18 protein-coding genes are annotated in these 21,740 nt (G+C 46.4%); 6 read left to right on the forward strand and 12 right to left on the reverse strand.

The features are described 5' to 3' along the window. Positions 1-60: 60 nt before the first annotated feature. Positions 61-1,002, forward strand: a complete 942-nt coding sequence (locus NH568_RS11350; RefSeq protein ID WP_253047328.1) for a class I SAM-dependent methyltransferase — start codon at positions 61-63, stop codon at positions 1,000-1,002. Here NH568_RS11350 and NH568_RS11355 read toward each other — a convergent pair. Both NH568_RS11355 and NH568_RS11360 read right to left on the reverse strand, forming a co-directional pair. Then, positions 995-1,738 carry a transporter substrate-binding domain-containing protein gene (locus tag NH568_RS11355; RefSeq protein ID WP_253047331.1) on the reverse strand — a complete coding sequence of 248 codons (744 nt, stop codon included), beginning with the start codon at positions 1,736-1,738 and terminating at the stop codon, positions 995-997. The genes NH568_RS11350 and NH568_RS11355 overlap by 8 nt on opposite strands. A 158-nt stretch (positions 1,739-1,896) precedes the next feature. After that, complete coding sequence (locus NH568_RS11360) at positions 1,897-2,658, reverse strand: hypothetical protein (protein WP_253047334.1); 762 nt, start codon at positions 2,656-2,658, stop codon at positions 1,897-1,899. Positions 2,659-2,875: 217 nt separating this feature from the next. Between NH568_RS11360 and NH568_RS11365 the strand changes: the two genes are divergently transcribed. The 3 genes from NH568_RS11365 to NH568_RS11375 all read left to right on the forward strand — a co-directional run bounded on the left by NH568_RS11365 (position 2,876) and on the right by NH568_RS11375 (position 7,418). Next, positions 2,876-3,973, forward strand: coding sequence for a tetratricopeptide repeat protein (locus NH568_RS11365; protein ID WP_253047337.1), 1,098 nt, complete (start codon positions 2,876-2,878; stop codon positions 3,971-3,973). A 387-nt stretch (positions 3,974-4,360) separates the two neighbouring features. Continuing rightward, complete coding sequence (locus NH568_RS11370; protein ID WP_253047340.1) at positions 4,361-4,894, forward strand: HAMP domain-containing sensor histidine kinase; 534 nt, start codon at positions 4,361-4,363, stop codon at positions 4,892-4,894. 301 nt (positions 4,895-5,195) lie between these two features. Further along, on the forward strand, positions 5,196-7,418 hold the full coding sequence (locus tag NH568_RS11375; RefSeq protein ID WP_253047344.1) for a M14 family zinc carboxypeptidase: 2,223 nt from the start codon (positions 5,196-5,198) through the stop codon (positions 7,416-7,418). A 61-nt stretch (positions 7,419-7,479) separates the two neighbouring features. Here NH568_RS11375 and NH568_RS11380 read toward each other — a convergent pair whose 3' ends face one another. Continuing rightward, a complete protein-coding gene (locus NH568_RS11380; RefSeq protein ID WP_253047347.1) occupies positions 7,480-9,024 on the reverse strand; it encodes a M20/M25/M40 family metallo-hydrolase in 1,545 nt (514 codons plus the stop codon). Positions 9,025-9,271: 247 nt separating this feature from the next. Between NH568_RS11380 and NH568_RS11385 the strand changes: the two genes are divergently transcribed. Further along, entirely contained in the window at positions 9,272-10,330 is a 1,059-nt protein-coding gene (locus NH568_RS11385) for a hypothetical protein (protein WP_253047350.1), read from the forward strand. 55 nt (positions 10,331-10,385) lie between these two features. On the opposite strand, the gene NH568_RS11390 is transcribed toward NH568_RS11385, so the two are convergent. The 5 genes from NH568_RS11390 to NH568_RS11410 all read right to left on the reverse strand — a co-directional run bounded on the left by NH568_RS11390 (position 10,386) and on the right by NH568_RS11410 (position 16,183). After that, positions 10,386-10,754, reverse strand: a complete 369-nt coding sequence (locus NH568_RS11390) for a gamma-glutamylcyclotransferase family protein (protein ID WP_253047353.1) — start codon at positions 10,752-10,754, stop codon at positions 10,386-10,388. 60 nt (positions 10,755-10,814) lie between these two features. Beyond that, positions 10,815-12,968, reverse strand: coding sequence for a DUF6351 family protein (locus NH568_RS11395; RefSeq protein WP_253047357.1), 2,154 nt, complete (start codon positions 12,966-12,968; stop codon positions 10,815-10,817). An 84-nt stretch (positions 12,969-13,052) separates the two neighbouring features. Then, positions 13,053-14,243, reverse strand: a complete 1,191-nt coding sequence (locus tag NH568_RS11400) for a response regulator (RefSeq protein ID WP_253047360.1) — start codon at positions 14,241-14,243, stop codon at positions 13,053-13,055. A 33-nt stretch (positions 14,244-14,276) separates the two neighbouring features. Next, positions 14,277-14,651, reverse strand: a complete 375-nt coding sequence (locus NH568_RS11405) for a response regulator (protein ID WP_253047363.1) — start codon at positions 14,649-14,651, stop codon at positions 14,277-14,279. Continuing rightward, complete coding sequence (locus NH568_RS11410; RefSeq protein ID WP_253047366.1) at positions 14,648-16,183, reverse strand: nitrate- and nitrite sensing domain-containing protein; 1,536 nt, start codon at positions 16,181-16,183, stop codon at positions 14,648-14,650. The genes NH568_RS11405 and NH568_RS11410 overlap by 4 nt, the downstream gene beginning before the upstream one ends. A 132-nt stretch (positions 16,184-16,315) precedes the next feature. Here NH568_RS11410 and NH568_RS11415 point away from each other — a divergent pair, with 132 nt between their 5' ends. Further along, a complete protein-coding gene (locus NH568_RS11415; RefSeq protein ID WP_253047369.1) occupies positions 16,316-16,810 on the forward strand; it encodes a GAF domain-containing protein in 495 nt (164 codons plus the stop codon). Positions 16,811-16,817: 7 nt separating this feature from the next. Here NH568_RS11415 and NH568_RS11420 read toward each other — a convergent pair whose 3' ends face one another. The 4 genes from NH568_RS11420 to NH568_RS11435 form a co-directional block, all read right to left on the reverse strand. Further along, a complete protein-coding gene (locus NH568_RS11420) occupies positions 16,818-17,600 on the reverse strand; it encodes a transporter substrate-binding domain-containing protein (protein ID WP_253047372.1) in 783 nt (260 codons plus the stop codon). An 18-nt stretch (positions 17,601-17,618) separates the two neighbouring features. Next, positions 17,619-18,356, reverse strand: a complete 738-nt coding sequence (locus NH568_RS11425) for a transporter substrate-binding domain-containing protein (protein ID WP_253047375.1) — start codon at positions 18,354-18,356, stop codon at positions 17,619-17,621. A 136-nt stretch (positions 18,357-18,492) separates the two neighbouring features. After that, entirely contained in the window at positions 18,493-19,107 is a 615-nt protein-coding gene (locus NH568_RS11430; protein ID WP_253047378.1) for a hypothetical protein, read from the reverse strand. 154 nt (positions 19,108-19,261) lie between these two features. Continuing rightward, the gene (locus tag NH568_RS11435; RefSeq protein WP_253047381.1) at positions 19,262-21,724 is read right to left on the reverse strand and encodes a TonB-dependent receptor; all 2,463 of its coding nucleotides are present in this window, start codon (positions 21,722-21,724) and stop codon (positions 19,262-19,264) included. Positions 21,725-21,740 lie beyond the last annotated feature (16 nt).

A 21,740-nucleotide genomic window follows, 5' to 3' on the forward strand; every position in this document is an offset into this window, starting at 1 on the left:
TGCATCGGACTGAAAAACCTAAGTACAATAGAGGCCAATATTGAAAAGCGCCCAAATTAAATGACTGCTACGCCACTATCTACCTTATTAAACCACCTTGCTCAACAACTTCCATTGCCCAATGAAATTCAACGCCTGTTCCATGGACGGGGTCGATGTTACCCCGGGCTTGAGCACCTTACTGTCGATTGGCTTCAGGGACAGCTTCAGGTTTCCTTGTTTAAAGAGCATGATCCGCAATGGGTTGAGGCCCTTAAAGCTGGCCTGTGTGACCTGATGAAAAACCCCGAATGGGGCCAGAAAACACGAGCGATATTGTTGCAGCACCGTTATGCCAGTGGTGCACCGCTAGATATCGTCTGTGGTGAGTTGCAAGCAATGCCTGTTGTTAACGAGAATGGTCTGAAATTTGGTCTGTCTTTGGGCGCTAAGCAAAATATGGGTTTGTTTCTTGATATGCGCCTGGGTCGCGAGTGGGTGCTTAAGCATGCGGCTGGTAAACGTATACTCAATTTGTTTTCCTATACCTGCGGTTTTTCTGTGGCAGCCATTGCTGGAGGCGCTGAACATGTTGTGAATCTCGATATGTCAAAAGCCGCGTTAAAGCAGGGTAAAGTCAATCATCAGCTGAATAGCCATGACTTAAGCAGGGTGTCTTTTCTGGGTCATGAGCTCTTTAAGTCCTGGGGTAAAGTTAAGAAGCTAGGGCCCTACGACATGATCGTGATTGACCCACCCAGTTTTCAGAAGGGAAGCTTTGCATTGACTAAAGATTATCAACGTATTTTGAGGCGTTTGGGTGAATTGCTCACTGCTCGGGGGATTGTGCTTGCCTGCGTCAACTCACCTGACGTGAGTGCTCAGTTTCTGATCGATGAAATGGCAAGAGAAGCGCCGCAAATGCATTTTGAATCTCGGTTGCCAAACCCACCTGAGTTCCCAGATATTGATGACGATAGTAGTCTAAAATGTCTGGTTTTCAATACTCATAGCGTTATTTAAGCTGCCAGTGAGTCAGGATCTGTTGATACTTTCCTGAGTCTTTGAGCTTAACCAGAGCTGACTCTAACTGCTCGGCTTGCTTTTGATCAAAATCCAGCCGGGTTGCAAGGTGGAGCTCCGAAGGAAATGATGGCACAGCTAATTTGCGTTCTACCTGCTCTGCAGGTAATCCCAGTGCGCGGAGTTCCTTGTTGATGGTTTGTGCATTAGTTAATACCAAATCGGTACGGCCTTTAAACAGCATTTGCCAGAGCGTCTGATAATGAGAGATCAAGACTAATTCATGCTCTTCTGAATATCCTGCGGCACGCAAGAACCTTTCACTGTAGTAGCCGCGAATGGTGCTGACCCTATACTGTCGGGCACTGTTTAAGTCGTGTAATGAAAAAGTACGCTCCTTGAGGCCAATTAAATATGCCTGTGCGTGACACATAACACCCAAAAAGCGATACTGCGTGGCTCGTTCCGGTGTTTTGAGCCAAGAGAGCATGAGCGTGTTATTGTGTTCTCTCATCTCATGGAGTGCACGAGCCATCGGCATTATTTCTATGCTGCCGTCTAAACCAGTTTCAGCCATCAGTTGTTGCGCTATTTCTACCAGAGCCCCTGTGGGTTTTTCGTTTTCATCGAGAAAATGATAGGGAGGTAGATCTTCTGCAACGAATCGGATGCCAGCAGTGTGACCAAAAAATGGCACAAGGATACACAAAAAGACGAACAAGAACGCAAAACGCATAGGCACACTGCATACATTTTAAAACCAGCAGTGTGCCGTGTTTCTGAATAAAAATCCAGTTCAGCACCTCAGACCACTTAGGTGACGCCTGAACAGAGCAAGCTTAATTTTAAGGGGAATATGCGTGCGTGTCTCTGTGTACCGACAGTGTGAATAATCTAATCTCTTAGGCGGATCTCAAACTTATCAGAGTAGCGCTCCTGAACCGCTTTTGCTGAACTGCCACTGGCATAGCTGGGATCGACACTACCTCGGCGAGTGCGGGCAAGATAAAAATCAGCACTGCAAGCCTGGCGGGTATTGATCACGCTATCCTTCAATCCTTCAATAGCATCCAGGTCGATAGTGAGGCTACCATCGTCTGAAAGCTGGTCATTACTGACGTAAATAAAGATGGGGTCGCCATCATTTCTCTTACATTCAATAGACAACTTACTCTCAAGTTCAGTATCGTCTTCTGTACCCGGTGTCCATGACAGCGTCACTGTGTCAGTGACCGAGAATGACTGATTTTTTTGCGGCGTGATAATATTAAATGGCTTCGGCAATTGCATTGTCGATGTCAGGGTTTGGTTTTCAGACGCTCTGGTAAAGTCGACAGTAAACTCTGTGCCACCAGACGTGACATCGAAGATTGCACGATAGTCCACGTCGAATAGCTCTTCATCTTCGACCATAATCTGACTGATACTGCCTGCTTTTGCGATTAGTTTGTCACTGGAAGTCAGCCGTATATTGTTGCCATTCGGGCCATCAATGTTTAACTCAGCAATGACACGAGATGTTTCCCCTTGTGTTGTCACGTAGATTTTTGACCAGATAGCCTCCGTTTTTACATTTTCGGAGTCAGTGGTTTCGGTGGAGCATGCCAGCAATGCTGAACAAGCCAACGCCAAAACGGAAAGTTTTACACTATTCATTGTTGTCCCTTACAGGTCTGTGTCATTAATGGCTCCATTCTAATCACGAATCAGCGCAAAAAAAAATGGTGTTTTACATTTTAAAACAAACAAACTGGTTTTTAAAACAATGAATATCTTGCTGAATTAAGGGGAATAACACGAGCAGCTCCCGGTGTTAAGGTGAGTTTTGTTGCTATGCTTTACATGTAACAGTGGTGTTGAGGATTAAGGCTTTATGTATATACGTAATGCAATGTGGGTATGGGCATTGGTATCCGGCATTGTGCTGGCAACGCCATATACTGAAGCGGAATTTGAACAATTAAGGGCACAAATTCGCATCACATCTGCTCAGTCACCGTCAAAGGCAATCGGTGTGACGGATGATATGCTTACCGAGCATGGTGAGAAATTATCAACAAGACAGAAAATCCGACTACTTTACGGTAAAGCCTGGTTTCAGATCCAGACGGACGATATTGAAGGGGCTATTGTGACTCTGTCAGTTTGCAAACGGATGAGCAAAGAAATCTCAGAACCGACGATATTATTTAGTTACTACAGTCTCACCGCAGGTGCATTAACTCGCATGAGTATGTACGAAAGAGCGCTGGAAAACTATCTCGAAAGCCACCGATTAGCAGGCTTAATGGACACTGAACTATATCTGCGCCAAACCGAAAATAACATAGGTAATGTCTATTTAAAACTCGGTCGATATGAGGATGCTAAGGTCTATTTCGAACGGTTTTACGAGGATGCTAAGGAGAGAGAACTGCCTCAGCAGATGGGAGTTGGGTTAAATAACCTTGGCGAGGTCTATTTTGGTCTGAAGGACTACCAAAAAGCCTTGGTATTCCATACCAATAGCCTGAGTTTGAGGAAGGAAAATGAGCTCACCTATCATAGTTCCTGGTCACATCATAATTTAGGCAGAACTTACCTGGCATTGGGCAATATTGAGTTGGCAGAGCAACATTTGGTATCTGCAGTGGCGTTGCGCAAGCAGAGTAACGCCGTAGCGGACAGTATAGCTCCTCAGATAGAGTTGATTAGACTCAAACTTCAACAACAAGGTCATCGCGAGCTGGAGCCTTTGATCCACGAAGTGATTTCATTAAGCAGCCAACATGAGCGGTTTCAAGAAAAAGTGGAAGCCTATCAATTATTGGTTGATTACTATAACCAGATACAGGACTGGAAAAATGCTCTGAGCGCATCTGATTTATACATGCAAAGTAAATTCGACTTTTTGCAACGTCAGGCTGAAACCGGCGTGGCATTTTATGCAGCTCAAATGAACCTGGCGATGAAAGAGCGGGATATTGCTTAGTTAACGCAAGAAAACACTCTCTACCAGCTTCATACTCAGGCAGCAAGAGACCAGCTTATCTTAGTGCTGGTTTCGGCATGTATCATAGTCTGCCTGAGTTTGTACTTTATGCGCAGGATCAGAACAAAGAATCAGGCGTTAACAGAAACGTTGAGCAACCTTAAAGCCACGCAAAAGCAGCTTTTGGAATCCGAGAAAATGTCAGCAATGACCACGCTGGTTTCCGGCATGGCCCATCAATAATTAAACACGCCACTTGGTTTGGTGGTTACTTCGGCATCTTGTCTCGAAGACAAACTCAAAGACATAAGCACATTGCTTAATGATCAAAAACTCAGTGCTAAACAGTTAAAGGGGTTTCTCGAAGATGCATCAGAGATGCTTTCAATGACAGCAAAAAACGCTAGCCGGGCAGCCGATCTTATCGCTCGCTATAAAATGGTTGCAGCGTCCTTAGATACCAGTGATGCAGTAAATTTTGACGTACTGGATTATCTTAAGCAACGGGGGACTTTGATAGGGCAAAGCCTTGATCAGAGTATCACGCTGGATGTTTACGGCTCGCCCTGTCAGGTTGTTTCTCATCCTGAAGCTTTGCTCAAGGTTATCTCTCAATTGGTGAATAATTCCTGTGTTCATGGGTTTGTGGACCAGCCCTTCGGAAAAATTACTATTGAAGTAAAGGATGAGGGGGAAAACGTGATGGTGGTCTACGAAGACAATGGTGTGGGGATCGGTGAAGTTGACCAGCAACAAATGTTTGACCCGTTTTATACGAGTCAACTTGGACAAGGAAAACTGGGTTTAGGCCTTAATATTGCCTATAACTCTGTTGCGCAAGTTTTAAAAGGCAGCATACATTATGAGCACAAAGAACAAGGTGCGAGGTTCGTAATACGATTTCCTAAAACCCAGCAATAACGCCAATCATCGGCGACATTGAGTCTGCCTGGCGGGTAGCCTAAGCCAAAACGGCCCAGTTCAAAATACCAATCAGGCACATATTTTTTTCCTTTTAATCAAGAGTTATCCAGGGAAAATGGCGAGTAAATGTGTTTTAGTGGTCAAAAAGGGTAGTAATAAAAGCGTAAATAATGACCTTTTTCATAGGATGATGTGATTATGTTTGATTCGCAGTCTCTAATTTTGAAACTAAAAGACACTGCTAGACAAAATAGAGCTGAAGAACCGGAACAATTTTCACTAATGAGAAGGAAACACTATGAAAAAAAGCTTATTAAGTATGCTCCTGTTGAGTACGGTCAGCACAATGGCCACCGCTCATAAGGGAGCTGAAGTTGATCATTCATCTGCATACTTACCATCAAACCAATCGCAATCTATTTATCAACTGGCGTTTACCAGCGCTGAGCAAAAAGCAGATTATCTTGCCCAATATCACGATGCTATGGTTGAAGTTCGAGAGCGATATTTGCTACTGACGTTAAGTCAGACTGAATTTGATACGTTACGTAACGCCGGGGCATTGATTTTTTCCCGTCCAGATGTAGCCGCTCAGGGCCATGTTTCACCCAACACATTCACGCGTTCTGTCAGTATGGAACAGGAATCCGGCATTCCTAACTTTCCTTGCTACCCCACGTTGGCAGAAACTCATCAAATGGCTCAGCAACTTGCAGACACATACCCCGATTTTGTCGAGCTAAAGCAGATAGGTCCATCCTGGGAAAAAAGCCAGGGGCTGGGTGGGCATGATCTGACTGTGCTGATTTTAAAAAATAAACAGAAAAATAAGTGGCGCAAACGCCCTGCTTTATATATGCAGGGCGCTCTGCATGCCAGAGAATATACACCGGGTGCAACAACAATCAAGTTTGCTAAGTACTTGCTTGAGAACCGCGAAACGAATGCTGATGTGAATTGGATACTGAACCAGCGAGAGATCCATATTCTGTTAATAGCGAACCCAGACGGCCGGATTCAGGCCGAGCAAGGATTATCTTGGCGAAAAAATACCAATTCTGCTTATTGCGCCATTGATGAGAGTATGCGTGGAGTCGATCTTAATCGTAATTTCGATTTTGCCTGGGCATCGCCTATCGGTGGGTCAACAGATGACCAATGTGCGGCGACTTTTCATGGTCCCAGTGCAGCTTCCGAGCCTGAAACACAAGCGATTCAGGCATATCTTCATTCTTTGTTCCGTGACAGGCGGGGCGATCAGATCACTGACCCCGCGCCACTGAACACCCAGGGTGTGTTTCTCGATTTACATAGCTTCAGCCGTTATGTTATGTGGCCCTGGTCTAGTGAACTCACTCCAGGACCAAATGACCCGCAACTGTCCATGATGGGGCACAGACTGGCAGCCTACAATAATTATCTGGCATTTCAGACTAAAGAACGCTTTAAAACAGGCGGGTCTGCAGATGGCTATGCTTATGGCCAACTTGGTGTAGCTGCCTTTACTTTTGAGCTGGGCAACACTTTCTTTGAAAGCTGTGCCAACTTTGAAGGGGAAATATTCCCTAATAATCTGAATGCACTGATATATGCAGCAAAAGTGGCAAATCGCCCTTACAAACTGCCGGGAGGGCCGCAAATTGTCGATCTCAGGTTACAAGGTGCAGGCCGTGAAGCCATACCAGCGGGCGCGCCTGTACAGATTAAGGCGATTATAGCGGATGATCATTTTGGTCCTTCTCTGGTCGGAGAGGCACCACCGAGCGATGCGATTAAAAAAGTGGAACTGGTCATCAGGAAGAAAGGTCGACACTTTAAGCGACGAATTCTGTTGCCTGCTGCGGATGGCCTTTTCGACACTGCACGCGAGACCGTTGATTATATGCTTGATACAAGCCGCTGGCGCAATGGAAAATATACCCTCACGCTACGTGCACAGGATAGTTCTGGCCAGTGGGGCACCAAATATGCAAAATTTCTTACCATCGACAATTCAGCGGGTGCGGCCAATGCGGCGCCGGTGGCTGATTTCACCTCCCAGTGTGGTTATGGCGTTTGTAGCTTTAATGGTGCGGTGAGTCAGGATGACAGGGAAGGGCTGACGTATCGTTGGACGTTTGAAGGCGCACGTTTTTCTGGTACCTATCATGGCCAGCAGGTGGAAATAGAGTACTTTTCTGCGGGGAACTACCGGTTAACTTTGCAAGTTGAAGATAGCCATGGTTATCAGGATATAAAAACAGCGCACCTGGAACTCGATGGCCTGCGTCCACCCGTGGCTCAGTTTGATTATCAATGCAATGGGTTAACATGTGATTTTGACTCGTCGGCTTCCTACGATCCGGATGGTGAGATCATCGCGCGCTATTGGCAATTTGGTAGTGACGCGCCGTTTGCGCTGGGCACAGAAAAAATGACGCATACTTTCGAGCAAGCGGGAGAGTATACGATTACATTTGTCGTTGTCGATAATCACTACGAATACCACGAAATCTATCGGACTATTTCAGTAGGTGAATAACTTCGCGGTGAGTGAAAAAATTACAGGGCGCACTTAGGTGCGCCCTGTTCGGTTATCCAGCTCAGAGTTTTTCATTGAGCACGGAAGTGATGATTGCGATACCTTCGATAAAATGCCCAACCCTCAGATTTTCATTTGGGCTGTGCTGGTTATTGTCGCTGTTGACACTGGCGACAATGGCGGCAGGAATATCCAGAGTATCCACTATCGGGGCTATGGGGATTGAACCACCACCGGAGCGCAGCACTATAGGTGATTTGCCCAGCAGTTTAGTGACCCCCTTGATTGCCATTTGGCCCGCCGCTGAGTCAGGTTCACTGCGAAACGCACCATATATCTCGCGCGATGCCATAGTCACTATGTAAGGATGTTGTGCACGCTCAGCATCAGTCGGTGCTCTGTCGATGACATAATAGCCCTGTTTCTCAATATGCTGACGTACAAGCTGGATCAATCGGCCGGCGTCAGACTCTTTAACCAGGCGAATATCCATTGCGGCAGTTGCGGTGGCTGGCACTATGGTTCTGGCCTGTTTACCAACCCAGGCACTGCTTAGTCCCCTGATATTTAACGAGGGATATTGGATAGATTCCTGTAAACTTGCACCAACGTCATCCGCTTGCGAAAAGCCTAGTTTTTTCATGATCTGCTGTTCATCATCCGGAACAGTGGCAAGCTGTGCTTTGAGTTCATCTGACAGGGTGATCCCGTCGTAAAAGCCTGGAATAAGCACTTTACCTTGCTGTGACTTCATTGAGCCCAATATCTGAGCAAGGTGAAGCGCTGGATTGGGAGCATAGTTGCCATAGTGCCCGCTGTGCTGAGGCTTACGGGGGCCATATGTTGTGAGCTGGACCGTGGCAATGCCGCGTGCACCCATAGTGATCGTTGGTTTATTCGTCTGGTGTGGCGGACCATCGAAAATGAGCAATAAATCGGCGCTGAGCTTGTCTTTGTAGGCTTTTATGGCTGCGGGTAAATTAGGGGAGCCCTGCTCCTCTTCAGTATCCATGATGATCTTAAGATTGTAATTGGGTGAAGCTTGCTGGCCATCTAATATGTCCAGTGCCGTAATAAACTGTGCGATTGGGCCTTTCGAGTCAGCTGCCGAACGTGCAAATATACGCCAGTTAGGATCCAGCTTTTGTGCTGAGTCGGGCCATGGGCGCGTTTCCCACTGGCCATTAATAAGTTGTTTTAACTCTGCCGTGTAGGGATCAGGCTGATCCCAGGCTGAGTTGTCGACCGGCTGACCATCTGCCTGTAAGTAAACCAGCACTGTTTTACTTGCGCCCGGTACCAGGCGCTCGGCATAAACGATGGGACTGCCAGACATTTTAAGCTTTTGTACGTTAAACGCCCGGCGAGAAAATTCCTGCATTAACCAGGCCGACAGTTTTTCAATATCGTTGGGGTAATTGGCATCGTTCGGCAGGCTGAGCAGTTCACGATATCGAGCGATGGCTTGCGGGGTTTTGAGTTCAACTTGCTGTTGAATTTGTGACACTGACAGAGACTTGTTTGCCTGTGCAAGTGGTATTGTGAAAGCGGTACAACTGACAAGCAATGCAGAAGTTAACCGCGTACTGACTAAGTGCTTTAACATTATTATCATTCCTTTTTTACACCAGTTGTAGCGAAACCCATTGTGTTAGAAAAGCTTTTAGAGACCACATGTACTTATTGTGCGTTAAACCACCATCTTTGTTAAATTCAGGTAGCTTTTTGCAAGCTAAAAAGCGAAGAGAAGAGAGTATGTTTGAAACAAAAAATTAACCATATTGACGCTTGTTTGTTGTTTTATTCGTCTAGTTTTACGACCGCTAAGTACCAAAATAACAAGGAAAAAGTAGATGAAACAAGCATATAAATTAGCACTCTTTTCCATTGCAGGGCTGACTGTTCAGCAAGCCCATGCCGGAACAACCACACTAAACCTGACTAAGCCTACCGGCAACCCGAACGCGCCACAAAAGCTTCGTACGATAAGCCTGGGTTCACTGGCGGACAATTTGTTTTCTGATATGAGGCAGCTTGAACTGGAGACCGAGGCAGATATTCGCCGAGATATCGGTAGTATGAGTGCAGTGAAAGCGATTTACGCTATTGATGTGGATGCAAAGAATATCTCTGCAACCTTCAGTGGCACCGACAATTATAAAGTACGCTTAACGGTTGGGAACCTCGGCTTGTATACCAAGGTAAAATTTGATGGTATCAGTGTATTGTGTCCAAGCGTTAATGTTTCTGTTCGTCTGGAAAACTTAAGACCAACAGTGACATACAATTACTATACAGGTGCGCTGGAAGACATTGATGTATATTACAACCGAGATGTTGATGTGAGTTGCTCTGGTGGCGTGTTTTCAATTCCGGGGATCAGCCATTTTGTAAACTACTTTGCATCTGACGCTGCCACAGGTGTGGTAGATGATCTGATTAAGGCAAACCTGCAACAATTTGCACCATTGGAACAGCCTGGCGCATTGTTTGGTATGCAAGAGATATTGTCAGATAGTCGGGTACGTGGCAATGTCGACGCCGCAGAGCGCTATCTGGACATAGACATCGATAATATCATTGGCAATCTGGTAACAGGCATGAATTTAACCGTCAGCCTCAACCGGGATGCACATGGTTATGGCAAGCACCAGGCGCATATCGGAGTGTATCAGACAGCGCCAACCATCACCGCGGCATGGGGTGGTCAGTTTAATGCCAGTGCGCCAGGTGCTAACCGTATCAGTAAATATGCGTTAAACGGGACCTGGCGTACCAGCAGCTGGACACCAGGGTTGCTATATAACAATCAGTTTATAGGCGCTATCGCTTATAACCGTGTTTACGGTATTCCGAGCTATCTTGGCCAAAAGCAGGTCACCATTGGTAACTGTGGCAAAGCGTGTGAATAAAACCTGCTGATACTCAACATTTTTCTGAAAATAGAATAACAGCCTTTTCAAGCTGTTATTCTATGGTAACCGCATCAAGAATGTGAGCCTTTGCACTGGCTGCATAGATCCAACAGGATTCACCTGATTTCAATACGGCCTTTTGCCTGACGTAGTCGTCCACTTCATAGCTGTCAGCGCGTAGTAATTCTTGTTCGGAAATGGCAAAAACAGTTCCCTCCACTTGATCTGCTTCATCGGCAGTATAGATAAGAATAGGGTGATGTTCTTTACCACTACTTTTCAATACGTCAGGGTTAGTAATCTTAACCAGGCCAACACGATATCCGACTAACGCATCAGCCTGTCCGTTGAGCAGGCGACCAAACGTGTCGAGTTGTACTTGCGCTTGTTGTAACGTGCCATAAGAGAATAAAGCTTCCATTAGAGCTCCTTTTGTTTTCTGGCCCACTCTAAATGACTCCTGACCATTCGTAAAGCGGGTTTACAGGTCAGCCGGACGCCCAATATCCTTGCTCTGGTAGTTACATACTCCTTCAGGAAAGGTTTGTTCCAGTAATACCTGGTAGGGACGAGCATCGAACGGGAGATACCAGCCTTTTTGGATGGCGGTTTTAATACTGACCCGTGGGCACTTAAACATATCTCCGCCCCAGTCTCCACCGGCCTGAATTCGACTGGTACTGAACATAGGAAAACGACTCTGACAATTACCCTGTGGTTTATTATTCCACTGTCCGTCAAAGACATCTGAACCCGCTGCATAGATACTGCCATCTTTATTGAAGCACGCGTCTTGTAAAGAGGCTGGTCTTGCCAACGCAGCATCAAGCTGTGGGTTGCGTTTCATTTCGAGTAACCATGCGTCCATGGCAGCAAAAGCAGCTGTGGTGGGGTTGTGGTCTTTATGCGCAACCCAGATAACATGGTTTTGACTGTGGCCATTATGTTTAGCAATGCGTACCCGGCTGTAAAATGATGCAGACATATGATGCATGTCTAGCTCATTTTCCAGATAGTGCCGCGCATCTATAATCGGCAAATTTACTTTGCCAATAAATACTTGTCCTGATCGATATGCTTGTTCCATGGCCTCTAATGAACCTTCATGACGACGTGCAGGCCCTGTAGAGGCATTTGTTATGTTATGGTTTCCCCAGAGCGTTAGCCAGATAGGGATGCGGGTGCCCAGTGGCAGTGCAATGTCCTCCTGACGCATGTCTGCTTGGCGCTTCCAACCACCAATATGATGATTGATGTGAATGAATTCCTCAAAACTAATATGACCCTCACGCAGAGCGTTCAGACCATACTGGACGCCTACATTATCCCAGGTACTTTTGCCAAAGCCTTGCTCATCTGTGCCAAAAATATGTACCAGGTCCTGCCAGTAGCTCCAGCGAGTTTGGGCAATCACTTCATCAGAAAAAAAAGGTCTTAAAAAACCTTGTCGAGGATTATTAATGAATGCTGACAGGCCAAAATAGCCATTAATGCACTCGCTGTTACCATCCGGAAATGACGGAACGAACCCTGCCATGAGCTGGTTCAGAGGCTGCAAAAAGCCGGCTTTTTGCGGAAAGTCATTGATTGCATTGAGACCCTCAATTTGTCGCCTACGCTCCCAATCCCGCCAGGCTTTTGGGTCCTGTGCTCGGAAAGTGAAGTAGTTATTGAGCAGATCACAATCAAGTGCATAGGTGGTTTGTGTGATCATGTCGGGATAGCTGTACAGTGGGATAAGCCCGTCCAGAATCCCTTTACTATTTTGTCCTATCAGGTACTGCGCCAGTCCCCCTCCGGATCCGCCAATGCCCACGGTATACAGAGGTTCACCATATAGGCTAATAAACTGCTGCTTGACACGTCTGGCTGTATCTTCTGCAAGCAACATGTTGTAGGTATAACTGGTTTTGTTGCCACTAGAGCTTATCACCGCATACCCGTCCAGCAGTTGCTGAGCCTGGCGAGTCATTACCCGGGAGGCCTTTTGTCGGCCTTGGCGGTAGCCAATCCCTGATCCCCCATTAAACTGATAAATAAGCTTTTGGTTCCATTTAGAATGGCTACTACGCTCCCCAACTTCTTCATTGGAAATTGGCATGACAAGGGTATAAATAAAACGGTTAATGGTCCCTTGCTCTACTCTGAACAAGGGGGATGAGTCATGTGAGCGGGCGCTGTTTTCATCGAGCCTGGTGGCAATATACTCACCGTCTTGCATGGTCAAAGTGAAGTAGAATAACCGAGTGGGCAGTGAGCAGTCTTTGCTGTAGCCGATGACCTGTGTTCCCTGAAAAACGGGTATACCCAGGCCCTGTTGATTGTCTACAAGCGGTTGCCCAAGCTCAGACTCCTGGGTCATGCAAAAGAAAGGATACTGATTCGGCCCTGAATACAGGTTTGTTGTTGGCCCTGTTTTTTCTAACTCTATTGGAAAGTTAAATGAATCCTGTGGTCTGGAAACCTCTGAAATATGGGGAGTAAAGCGCAACAGCTGATTGGGCTGTGGTGTAGCAATCGCGCCTATCTGTCGGGCACTGACCTCATCATGGTGAGGGTAGAAGTGCATTATCACACCCGTGATTGCTATCAGCACTAAGCTGAACAGAAACATGAACCCGACATTTTTGCTCATAACGACCTCTTCTGATTCAAATCAGTACGCATAATAATAAGTGTAGGGCGAAAGAGCGAAGGGGGTTGTTGTTTATTTGTTATTTCAGTGGGCAGGGTTGTAACTGTTATGCACTTTGTCGATGGCTTTTAGGATGGTGACCTTAGTTGAGGGTTTGGTGATATAGCCAGTCAGTCCAAGCGTTGCCCATTTGCGGATCAGGTCCTTATTGCGATTAGTCGACAGGGCAATAATGGGAAGCTTTTTGCAGTGCTTAAAGGTACGAATGTTTTTCGTGGTATTGTATCCATCCAGCTCAGGCATAAATAAGTCCATAAAAACCATATCAAATTTATGCTTTTTCAATAGTTTAATAGCCTCCAGACCCGTGGTAGCGTACTCAGTGGTATGGTGTTCTTCATGAAGGATCTTGAGGAGCATTTCGCGATATATTTCGTTGTCTTCGACGACCAGAATATGCATTTTGGGTGGCGCGTCAGACGCTGTAGGCGTTGTGACCGCAGGACTGGGAGCAGGGTGTGCCTGAGCGGCTGCAACGCTGCGTGGGACACCTTTATCATTCAGTACGGCTAACAACTCAGCCATTGAGACCTGTTTGCTTTTGAGTTGCGATTTTAGCAGCTCGACACTCTCAACAAGTTGATGCTCAAGTTGCTCTATCAGTGGACTAATATGTTGCTGGTTAAGCTGTTCTAACAGCTTTTTTTGTACCTGATTATGGCATTGCTGTTGTGCAATCTTATTTCTATTATTTGCAAAATTTTCCTCTGTTCTGGTTCGGTATTGCGCCACATCGTCAATAAGCGCGCGCAGGTTGTTGTCTATTTTTCCAAAATAAACTTCCTGTAACTCAGAGCTTTTTTTACTGCCTGACACTTCATTGAGTGCGTTGTGTAAAATCATCCTGAAGCGATAGTTTTCGTACATGGGTTTATGAATAAAATAGTCACTGAAAATGTCTTTCATACAGCATTTAAATGCAATGCCTGACTCTTTATTTTCACACAGCAGGATGTTTTTGTGAGGATAATTGAGTAATCCTTGCTTCGCCAGCTCCGTGTATGTTTCTATACTGCTGGTGACAGTGTCCTTAGCCATGATGACGATGGCCGGACTGCTGTCAACAATCAGCTCCGTCGTTTCTTGCCACTGAAACACTGTGCGGTATGCGTTTGTATGAGCGCCGACAATTTCTATAACCCCCGTCAGTTCATCTGTTTTGTCACAAACAATAACGACCTTGGGCTGAGTTTGGTCAGGATTAGTTCTCACCATAGTTATCGCTTCCCTGAGCGCATGTATGATACTTCACTTTTGTTTAGATGATGCCCCAAGCAGTGCCTGGAGCTGATGCAAGGATATGGGTTTGACAAAGTAAGTATCTATACCTACGGTAGCGTATCGGCTGGCACAGATTTCATCCCCTGACATGCCTATCAGCTGGCAGGGCTGTTCATGCTGCGACTGCTGTTCTCGCAGTATACTTGCCAGTTGCAGCCCGCACTCACCGTCTTCAAGGTGCGCATCGATAAAGGCCCAGTCAAACCAGCCGTACTCAAGGTGTGCCAGTAACTCTTCCTTATCTCTGGCCTGAAATACCTTCACGCCCAGAGTCGCTAATTGATTGCTAAGCAGATTTAAAAACAGGGCATTATCATCAATCAGTATCGCGCTTTGACTCATGCTCCCCACTCCAATAGAGGTTTATCGAGATTGTGCACCAACCAGTTCAATAATGCTTCGGTGGCCAACGGCTTGGCAAATAAAAAAACCTGTGCAACATCAATACCGCATTGGCGTAAATAGTTTAGTTCACCCACCTGCTCTATGCCTTCTGCGACTGTCTTTAAAGACAGTTTTTTTGCAAGAACAGACGTTGCAGAGACAATCGCTTGCTTTTTGCTGTCCGTGAGTAATGCAAGCGAGAGAGACTTTTCTCCTTGTCTGGCAATACTATTAATGATCGTCTGTTGCAACTGTTGTACGGGTAAAGTCGCGGGAAACAGACCGACCAGGTCGTTATCTTTAACGGTAAACTTGCCGATGTACTCCGTTCCCGTCGCATTTGAAAAAACAGGCTGTTTGGTGATGCTCAGTGTTTGCAAGCGTTCGGTCAGCGGGGTTAGCCATAAGTTATCGATGGCTATCACCGAATAGGCCAGGTTGTTACTGAGTTCATTTGCCGAGCGGGTGTAGAGGCTGTTACTAAGCTCACCCTGACTGATATCGTGCTCCGACATGATAAAAGAGACTATCAAGCCTAACAGTAGCAGTAACTGGGATAGCTTAACCGGAGTCTGATATCGTTTTGGGCTGGTTGTACGCCCGAGCGCTCGCCAAAGCAGAATGCTCGAAACGATCAGAGCAGCAAGCGAAAGCAGGCTCAGCATGACAGCATCCGATTTTTCTGCGTTGTGCAATGCCAGCTCTGTGCTGAGCCGGTTTTTGTTGCCAGTCAATTGCGTTTTAACTATTGTGATCAGTTGCTCAAGAAATTGGGTTTTCTGTTGCCACCACTGCTGCGCATTGAAACGGCTCTGGCCTGTGCGTTCTATTTGCATCACAAGGTTGTCGAGTGTCTGGTTAAGCGGCTGTGCCAGCAGGGTATTCACTTGTTGCGCAATCTCATTATCAAAGGGGGTGTTCTTTAGCAGAGCAAGGTGTGTGTTGTGCAAAGTAGACAGCTCAAAAATAGCGCTAGCCCGGCTGTCGATGGTGTTGTAAAGCAGGGCATAAGTGTGTGCCCTGAGTTTTCCTGCCTGTTCAATGGCAAGCGTTAAACTATATAAATGGCTGTTGGGTGCATCGGCAGCAATTTTCAGCTCAATGGCCAGGAACAAATCCAGTAGCGCGTTAATTTTAGCTGTGTACAGAGTCATGGCCTGTTCCCGCGTAAGTAAGCGCTGGTCAAACAGCGCCCTGAGATTCATTAACTCTGCTGTACTAGGAAGGGACGAGATAAGGTTTTGGTTTTGTGCACCCTGAGTTGCAATACTGGTCAGCGCGGCATTACTGGCATTACGGTACTGATTGAGCTGGTTCAGGGTGTCTCCGGTGGCGCGCTCCGATAGCCCAAAGGTATAGCCGCGTTCTTTTTGGAGCGCAAAGATAGCATGGCTTATTTGTTGAATATAAAGGACGTTTTGCAAGCTTTCCTGAGCTGCCGCCACCTGATGATGTGCTGAAAAATAGGCACGAGCGAATCTATCAATCATTACTAAACTGGCAAGAACGACGGCTAACCATAGAACAATTCTGACATGCACTCGCACGTGTGCTTTCCTTAATATAGACGTTTACGCATTTTTAACTATAGTGTATAAACCATCTGTTAATTGGTGATTTGGATGAAAAATCCGCCACTACCGGATAATGAAGTACTGCGATTGCAAACATTACACGACTTGCAAGCGCTGGATACCCTCCCTGACGCAGAGTTAGACAGGCTCACTGAATTTGCAGCCCATGTTTTCAATGCCCCTATTGCGCTTATTAGTCTGATCGACAGTGACAGGCAATGGTTTAAGTCCAGAGTAGGACTTGATGCCGAGCAGACCTCTCGGGATATTTCGTTTTGTGGTCATGCAATTTGTCAGGAAGACGTGTTTGTTATTGATAATGCGACAAAAGACGAGCGCTTTTTTGATAACCCACTGGTAACCGATGGGCTCAAGATCCGCTTTTATGCCGGTTGTCCTTTACGTCATCCCAACGGTTGCAATATGGGGACTTTGTGCCTGATTGACAGTGAACCCAGAGAGTTTAATGAGCACGATGCTTCAATTTTACAGCAAGTTGCAGACGATGTAGTTGAGCGGTTACTTAAACTGGCCAGACCATAGCGCATTGCTAGTATTTATACTGGTTTTTAATGGTAGTGCGGACATCTTCCGGTAATGCTGATAGCGCGGCTTCCAGTTGTTGTGCCAGGTGCGCATTATTGTGCCGGTAGCCGATAAACTGAGGCTCACGGTGAAACTCCTGAGCCAGCAAATTCACAGGCAGATCGAACTTATCGATCATATGCTGTGCCCACTGCTTATCCACTAACATCGCATCGACTCGCTTGGTAGTCAGGATTTCAAAAAATGTTTTAGCGTGTTCGTCGTTTTCTTCATAATAAGAGCGCCTGACCAACCTAGCGTCAAGGGCTTCAAGTTTTCGATATACCGCCTTAGGATAGGGGTACTCAGTTGCCAGCATGATCCTGGGCGTGCTGATGGTTTTAAAATCATCCAGAGTTTGAAACCTGGCAGCAGACACTGCGAGACTGAGTTGCCAAAAGGTTGTGGTATCAGAAAAAATGGCTAATCCATCCGTTTTGTCTACATGCAAAGAAAAGTCTGTACTGCCAAACTTAACGTTGGCAACACACCGCTTAAAGGGCAATTCGCTGAACTCAACTGTCCGGTTTAAGGCTTGCGCTGCGGCTTTGATCAGGTCGACCTCCTGACCTCTTGCGATGCCACCCTGATCAATAAAGCTAAAAGGGCGCCAGCGTTCAAAACATACGGATATTGGAGCTGAAGCAAGGTCAGGATGCGTATTTTCAGTCTCTGCCTGTCCTGTCCCCGAAAAGGAAAGTAAAGTGATGACTAAGACTACGACTACCCATGAATCAAGACGCGCCATTGAACCCTCTGTGAAGCATTAATAGGATTGTGGTAAAAACAATGCAGGCTCGTTTCTTCGCAAGCGCCGCAGCGCCTGATTCATACTCTGAACCCACTGGGATTCTACCTGCTTATTACAGGCAAAGCCCAGATATGAACGAGAAAGCGGCAATATCACGCGGTAGTGTGCCGGGTTTATGCCTGCCCGTTTAAACTGAAAGCGAGCGATAATATCGCCGTATGCAATTAAGTCAATGCGTTTTAATTTCAGCATTTGTACCAGCTCGAATCCAGACGCCAGAAAGACCAGATTATCCTGTCCGATGTTCGACTTTCGTAACAGCTGGTGGCCAATGTCGTTCTTCACCACTCCAATTTTGTAGTTCTTTAAGTCGCTCAGGTCCTCGACCTGATAAGCATTTTCTTTATGACCAATAATGGCTACTTGATTATCAATCGAGGGGCCGATAAATTGAAATAGCTCCGCACGCTCGCGTGTGTATGTTATAGAAAAAATGCAGGTGTTAGGTGAGGTCATGGCCATACGATAGGCTCTGGGCCAGGGCACCAGCATGATGTCTCTTTTGTCCAATGTCCAACCCAGATCCCGATAAATGCTATTCAGAATACGGATGGATAAGCCCTCCACCTCGCCATTGATATGGTAGTTAAAAGGCGGGTAGTCTTCGGTTACCCACTCCAGATTGGGTGTATCATAAGCCGCACTAAAGGCGACTAGTGGATATAAGGCGACTAAACTTAGTAACAGGTGCATTGCAATCTACCTTATTATCGGGCCGATGCAGAAGTCGGCAAAGATCAGCCAATGAATATAGTGTCAGTATAGTATGCTGAGCGCGATTGCACTGTTTGCTGGCAAGGAGTTGCGAGTTGTTTGCAGACGCGGACCCTTAAGACAAGGAGAATAGATTGTCGGGTGTTTTGGCCGATTCGGGTGTCAACTGTGGGTCTTGTGTATCTCCAAGCAGATCATCGATTGCCATTTCCAGCCTGGCTTTGCGTTCATCAATGTTGTCTTTTAGCTTGTCTTTCTCATAAGAGGGAAGAGACTTATCAGCATTGATTTCCTGCTCTGTGAGGTCCAGCATTTCAATTCTGACTTTGAGTTCTTTGTAAGCCATAAAGTCTATGCCAAGATTATTGAACAGCAAGGCTTCGTTAACTTCATGGGGCTCGACGCTGACTTGGATTGGCATCTCCATGATTTCTCGCATGGTTTCCTGATAAAGTTGGATGTGCTGTTGTTTCTCTGGCAAGCTTAAATCTACGTATTTCTGGGCATTGCCTTTCGCAATCTGGTGGAAAGTTCTGGCCTGCCCGGAAATATTAGCAGGATCGATATCCGTGGAAATCGTAACGTCACTGGATTGTGTTCGCCCGGCTGAATTCATGGCGTTGTACAGCTGCTGTGTAAACTGGCGTTGTTGATCAAATTGTATCAGGCTGTGTTTCGGATGTGCGGCGTTCCCGGTGGCAGACTGTTGTGTGAAGGGGATAACTTTCATAAGACAATTCCTTTAAGTACGTCAGGATTATTAAGCAAAGACCGTACCTAAATTAGTCTTGTACTACGCAATTGTGTGAGCAACAAAAAAGCGAACTGAGCAAGGCTCAATTCGCTTTTTGTCTTAGTGCGCATTTGTACTGCAGGTCAGAGTATTAGAACTGATAATTCACTGACAATTTCACGTTACGCTCGTTACCTGGTAAGCCACCGAGGAACAGAGCTTTGCTGTAATAACGCTCGTCTGTCAGGTTCTCAATGTTCAGCTGGATCTGGTACTTGTCACCTTGGTAGCGCGCGGCTGCATCCCAGCGTGTATAGCTGTCAATAGTCGCTGTCGGAAGGCCGAAGCTGGATGAATTAACGGTACGCTCGTCGACATAGTTAATACCCAGACTAAGCGTCAGATTGTCCATTACAGTGGCTGGCAGCTGGTAGTTCACCCAGGCACTGGCCATTTTTTCTGGAACGCCTTTTTTCTGGTTCTCTGTCCCTTTTTCCTTACGGATCTCAACAGCATCCTGCCAGGTGGCGTTCAGGTTTAAATCAACCGACTCAGCCAGTGCCAGGTTCAGATCGACTTCTACACCCTTTGACTCATCTTCGTTGTCGTAAAAATATTGAGGAACGCTAATGTTGTAGTCAGAGCTTTCTGGATTTGTGTCATTGTAAAGCGGGTTGTTATAGCGCAGGTTAGTGCGGCTGGTTTCAAACCACACAATTGAACCTAATAAATCTTCGTCCAGCGCAGTAAAGCGAATACCTAAGTCCAGTGATTGTGATTCTGAATCCGGGCGGTTAGCTTCTTTTGTCTCATCAGTTAGTGAGCCTAAAATACTATACGCTGTACGGCCTTTGGCAACATTGATAAACGCTGACAACTGCGGGTGTACCTGATAGTTAATACCGAGATTATAGGTCATGCCTGAGTCGTCGGAATTTTGCTCTTGACTGGCTTCTGCACGGTCGCTTCCCTTGTGCTGATAAGCCTGCTCAATCGCAGAATAGGCAAGGCCGGCACGCACGGTTAATTGATCTGTAAGATACAACACTTCCTGGAAGCTGATCCCATAAGCATCTAACGACTTATCATAGTTGCTGCGCAGTGACGGGTCATAATCCATGATATCTCCGGTTGCCCAGTTCGGGTTGCGAATATCCAGAATATACGGGATTGCATTGTCACTATTTCCGCCGTCGGCATCGTAAACAGACCAGCTCTTTAACGCCATTTCACGGTTTTCATAATTGACGCTGACCAGGTGCTCACCCATAACGCCACCCAGACTCCAGCCCAGCTGTAAGTCGGCAAAGTATTGCCAGGTTTGTTCCTCGGCAATCTGACGGCGATATTCCTGACGACGTGCGGCAAAAGGATGAAGCTCATCATCAATGACTAGCGGGGCGCGTGGATCCTGGTTGATGATGTTTACTGGTTGCTTGTTGTATGATGTTGCGCGGTTCCAGTAAACATAGTTATATGCACCAGTCTGGCGGGCAAGCTCTGAATCATAGCTGCGCCACAATAGTTGTTGCGTCAGGGTCGAATCATTGTTGATATGCCAGTCATGGCGCAGTTTAATACGCAGTTCTTTACCTTCGTTTGGCTTAGACAAAGGTGAGATCAGGTTGCCATCACCCAGATTGTAAGGCTTAAGGCCATCTGTAGCCTGGATTGAAGCGGCAAGCTGTTCGCGTTGCTGCGCTGTGAGTTGAACGCCTAAGTAGTTTTCGCCCTTTTCATCCATTTGAGGGTCATTAGGCAAATCTGCTGCTGTTAACATACCTGGCGTGCCACTGGTGCTATCCCAGTTCATGATTCTGACCGGATCACCAATTGAATCGACTTGCAGCGCATCATTGATATATGCGGTTGAAAGCATTAGCTTGTGATTGTCATTGACGTCAAAGCTCAGGCTGGCATAAATCTCGTCTCTGTCTGATTGCAGGTCGCGATAACCATCACTGCGCTCGTGATTCGTTACCAGGCGGTAAGCCCACTGATCATTCAGACCACCTGTGGCATCAAACCCAATGCCATAGCTGTTCCAGCTACCTGCTTTGGCGCTGATTTCAAAAGCCTCCTGTTGCTGAGGCTTTTTCTCAACCAGGTTGATCACACCGCCTGCAGCACCGATACCGTATAACCCGGTTGCCGGGCCTTTTAGCACTTCAATGCTTTCGACATTGGTCATAGAGCGGGTCGGGTTAAAGTTGTTGCCTAAGTCTGCACCACCGTACATGCCGTCGTAGGTATAGTTCACACCCAGACCACGTACTGTCAGATTATCACCTATGCCATAGTTGTTGCCGGCTTGTCCCAGGCCACTGACATTACGTAGCGCCTCCTGTAGCGTGGTGGCGTTTTGTGCTTTGAGCAACTCTTTATCAACAACCACAATGGCAGCAGGTGTTTGCATCAGTGCCATGTTTGACTTGGTAGCTGTGCCTGATTCCAGGATCAGCTTATTGTGTTTACCGTATACACTAATTTTTTCGATGTTTTCATCAGCGTTTTCAGCGACAGCACCTGTGCTGCTCACAGCGGCACCTAACAGGGCGATTTTAACGGCATTGGCCAATAGATTTGGTGAATTCTTTGAGCGAGAGAATTGCATTTTACACTCCATACAA

The organism is Pseudoalteromonas sp. XMcav2-N (assembly GCF_024124545.1).
Lineage (GTDB): Bacteria > Pseudomonadota > Gammaproteobacteria > Enterobacterales > Alteromonadaceae > Pseudoalteromonas.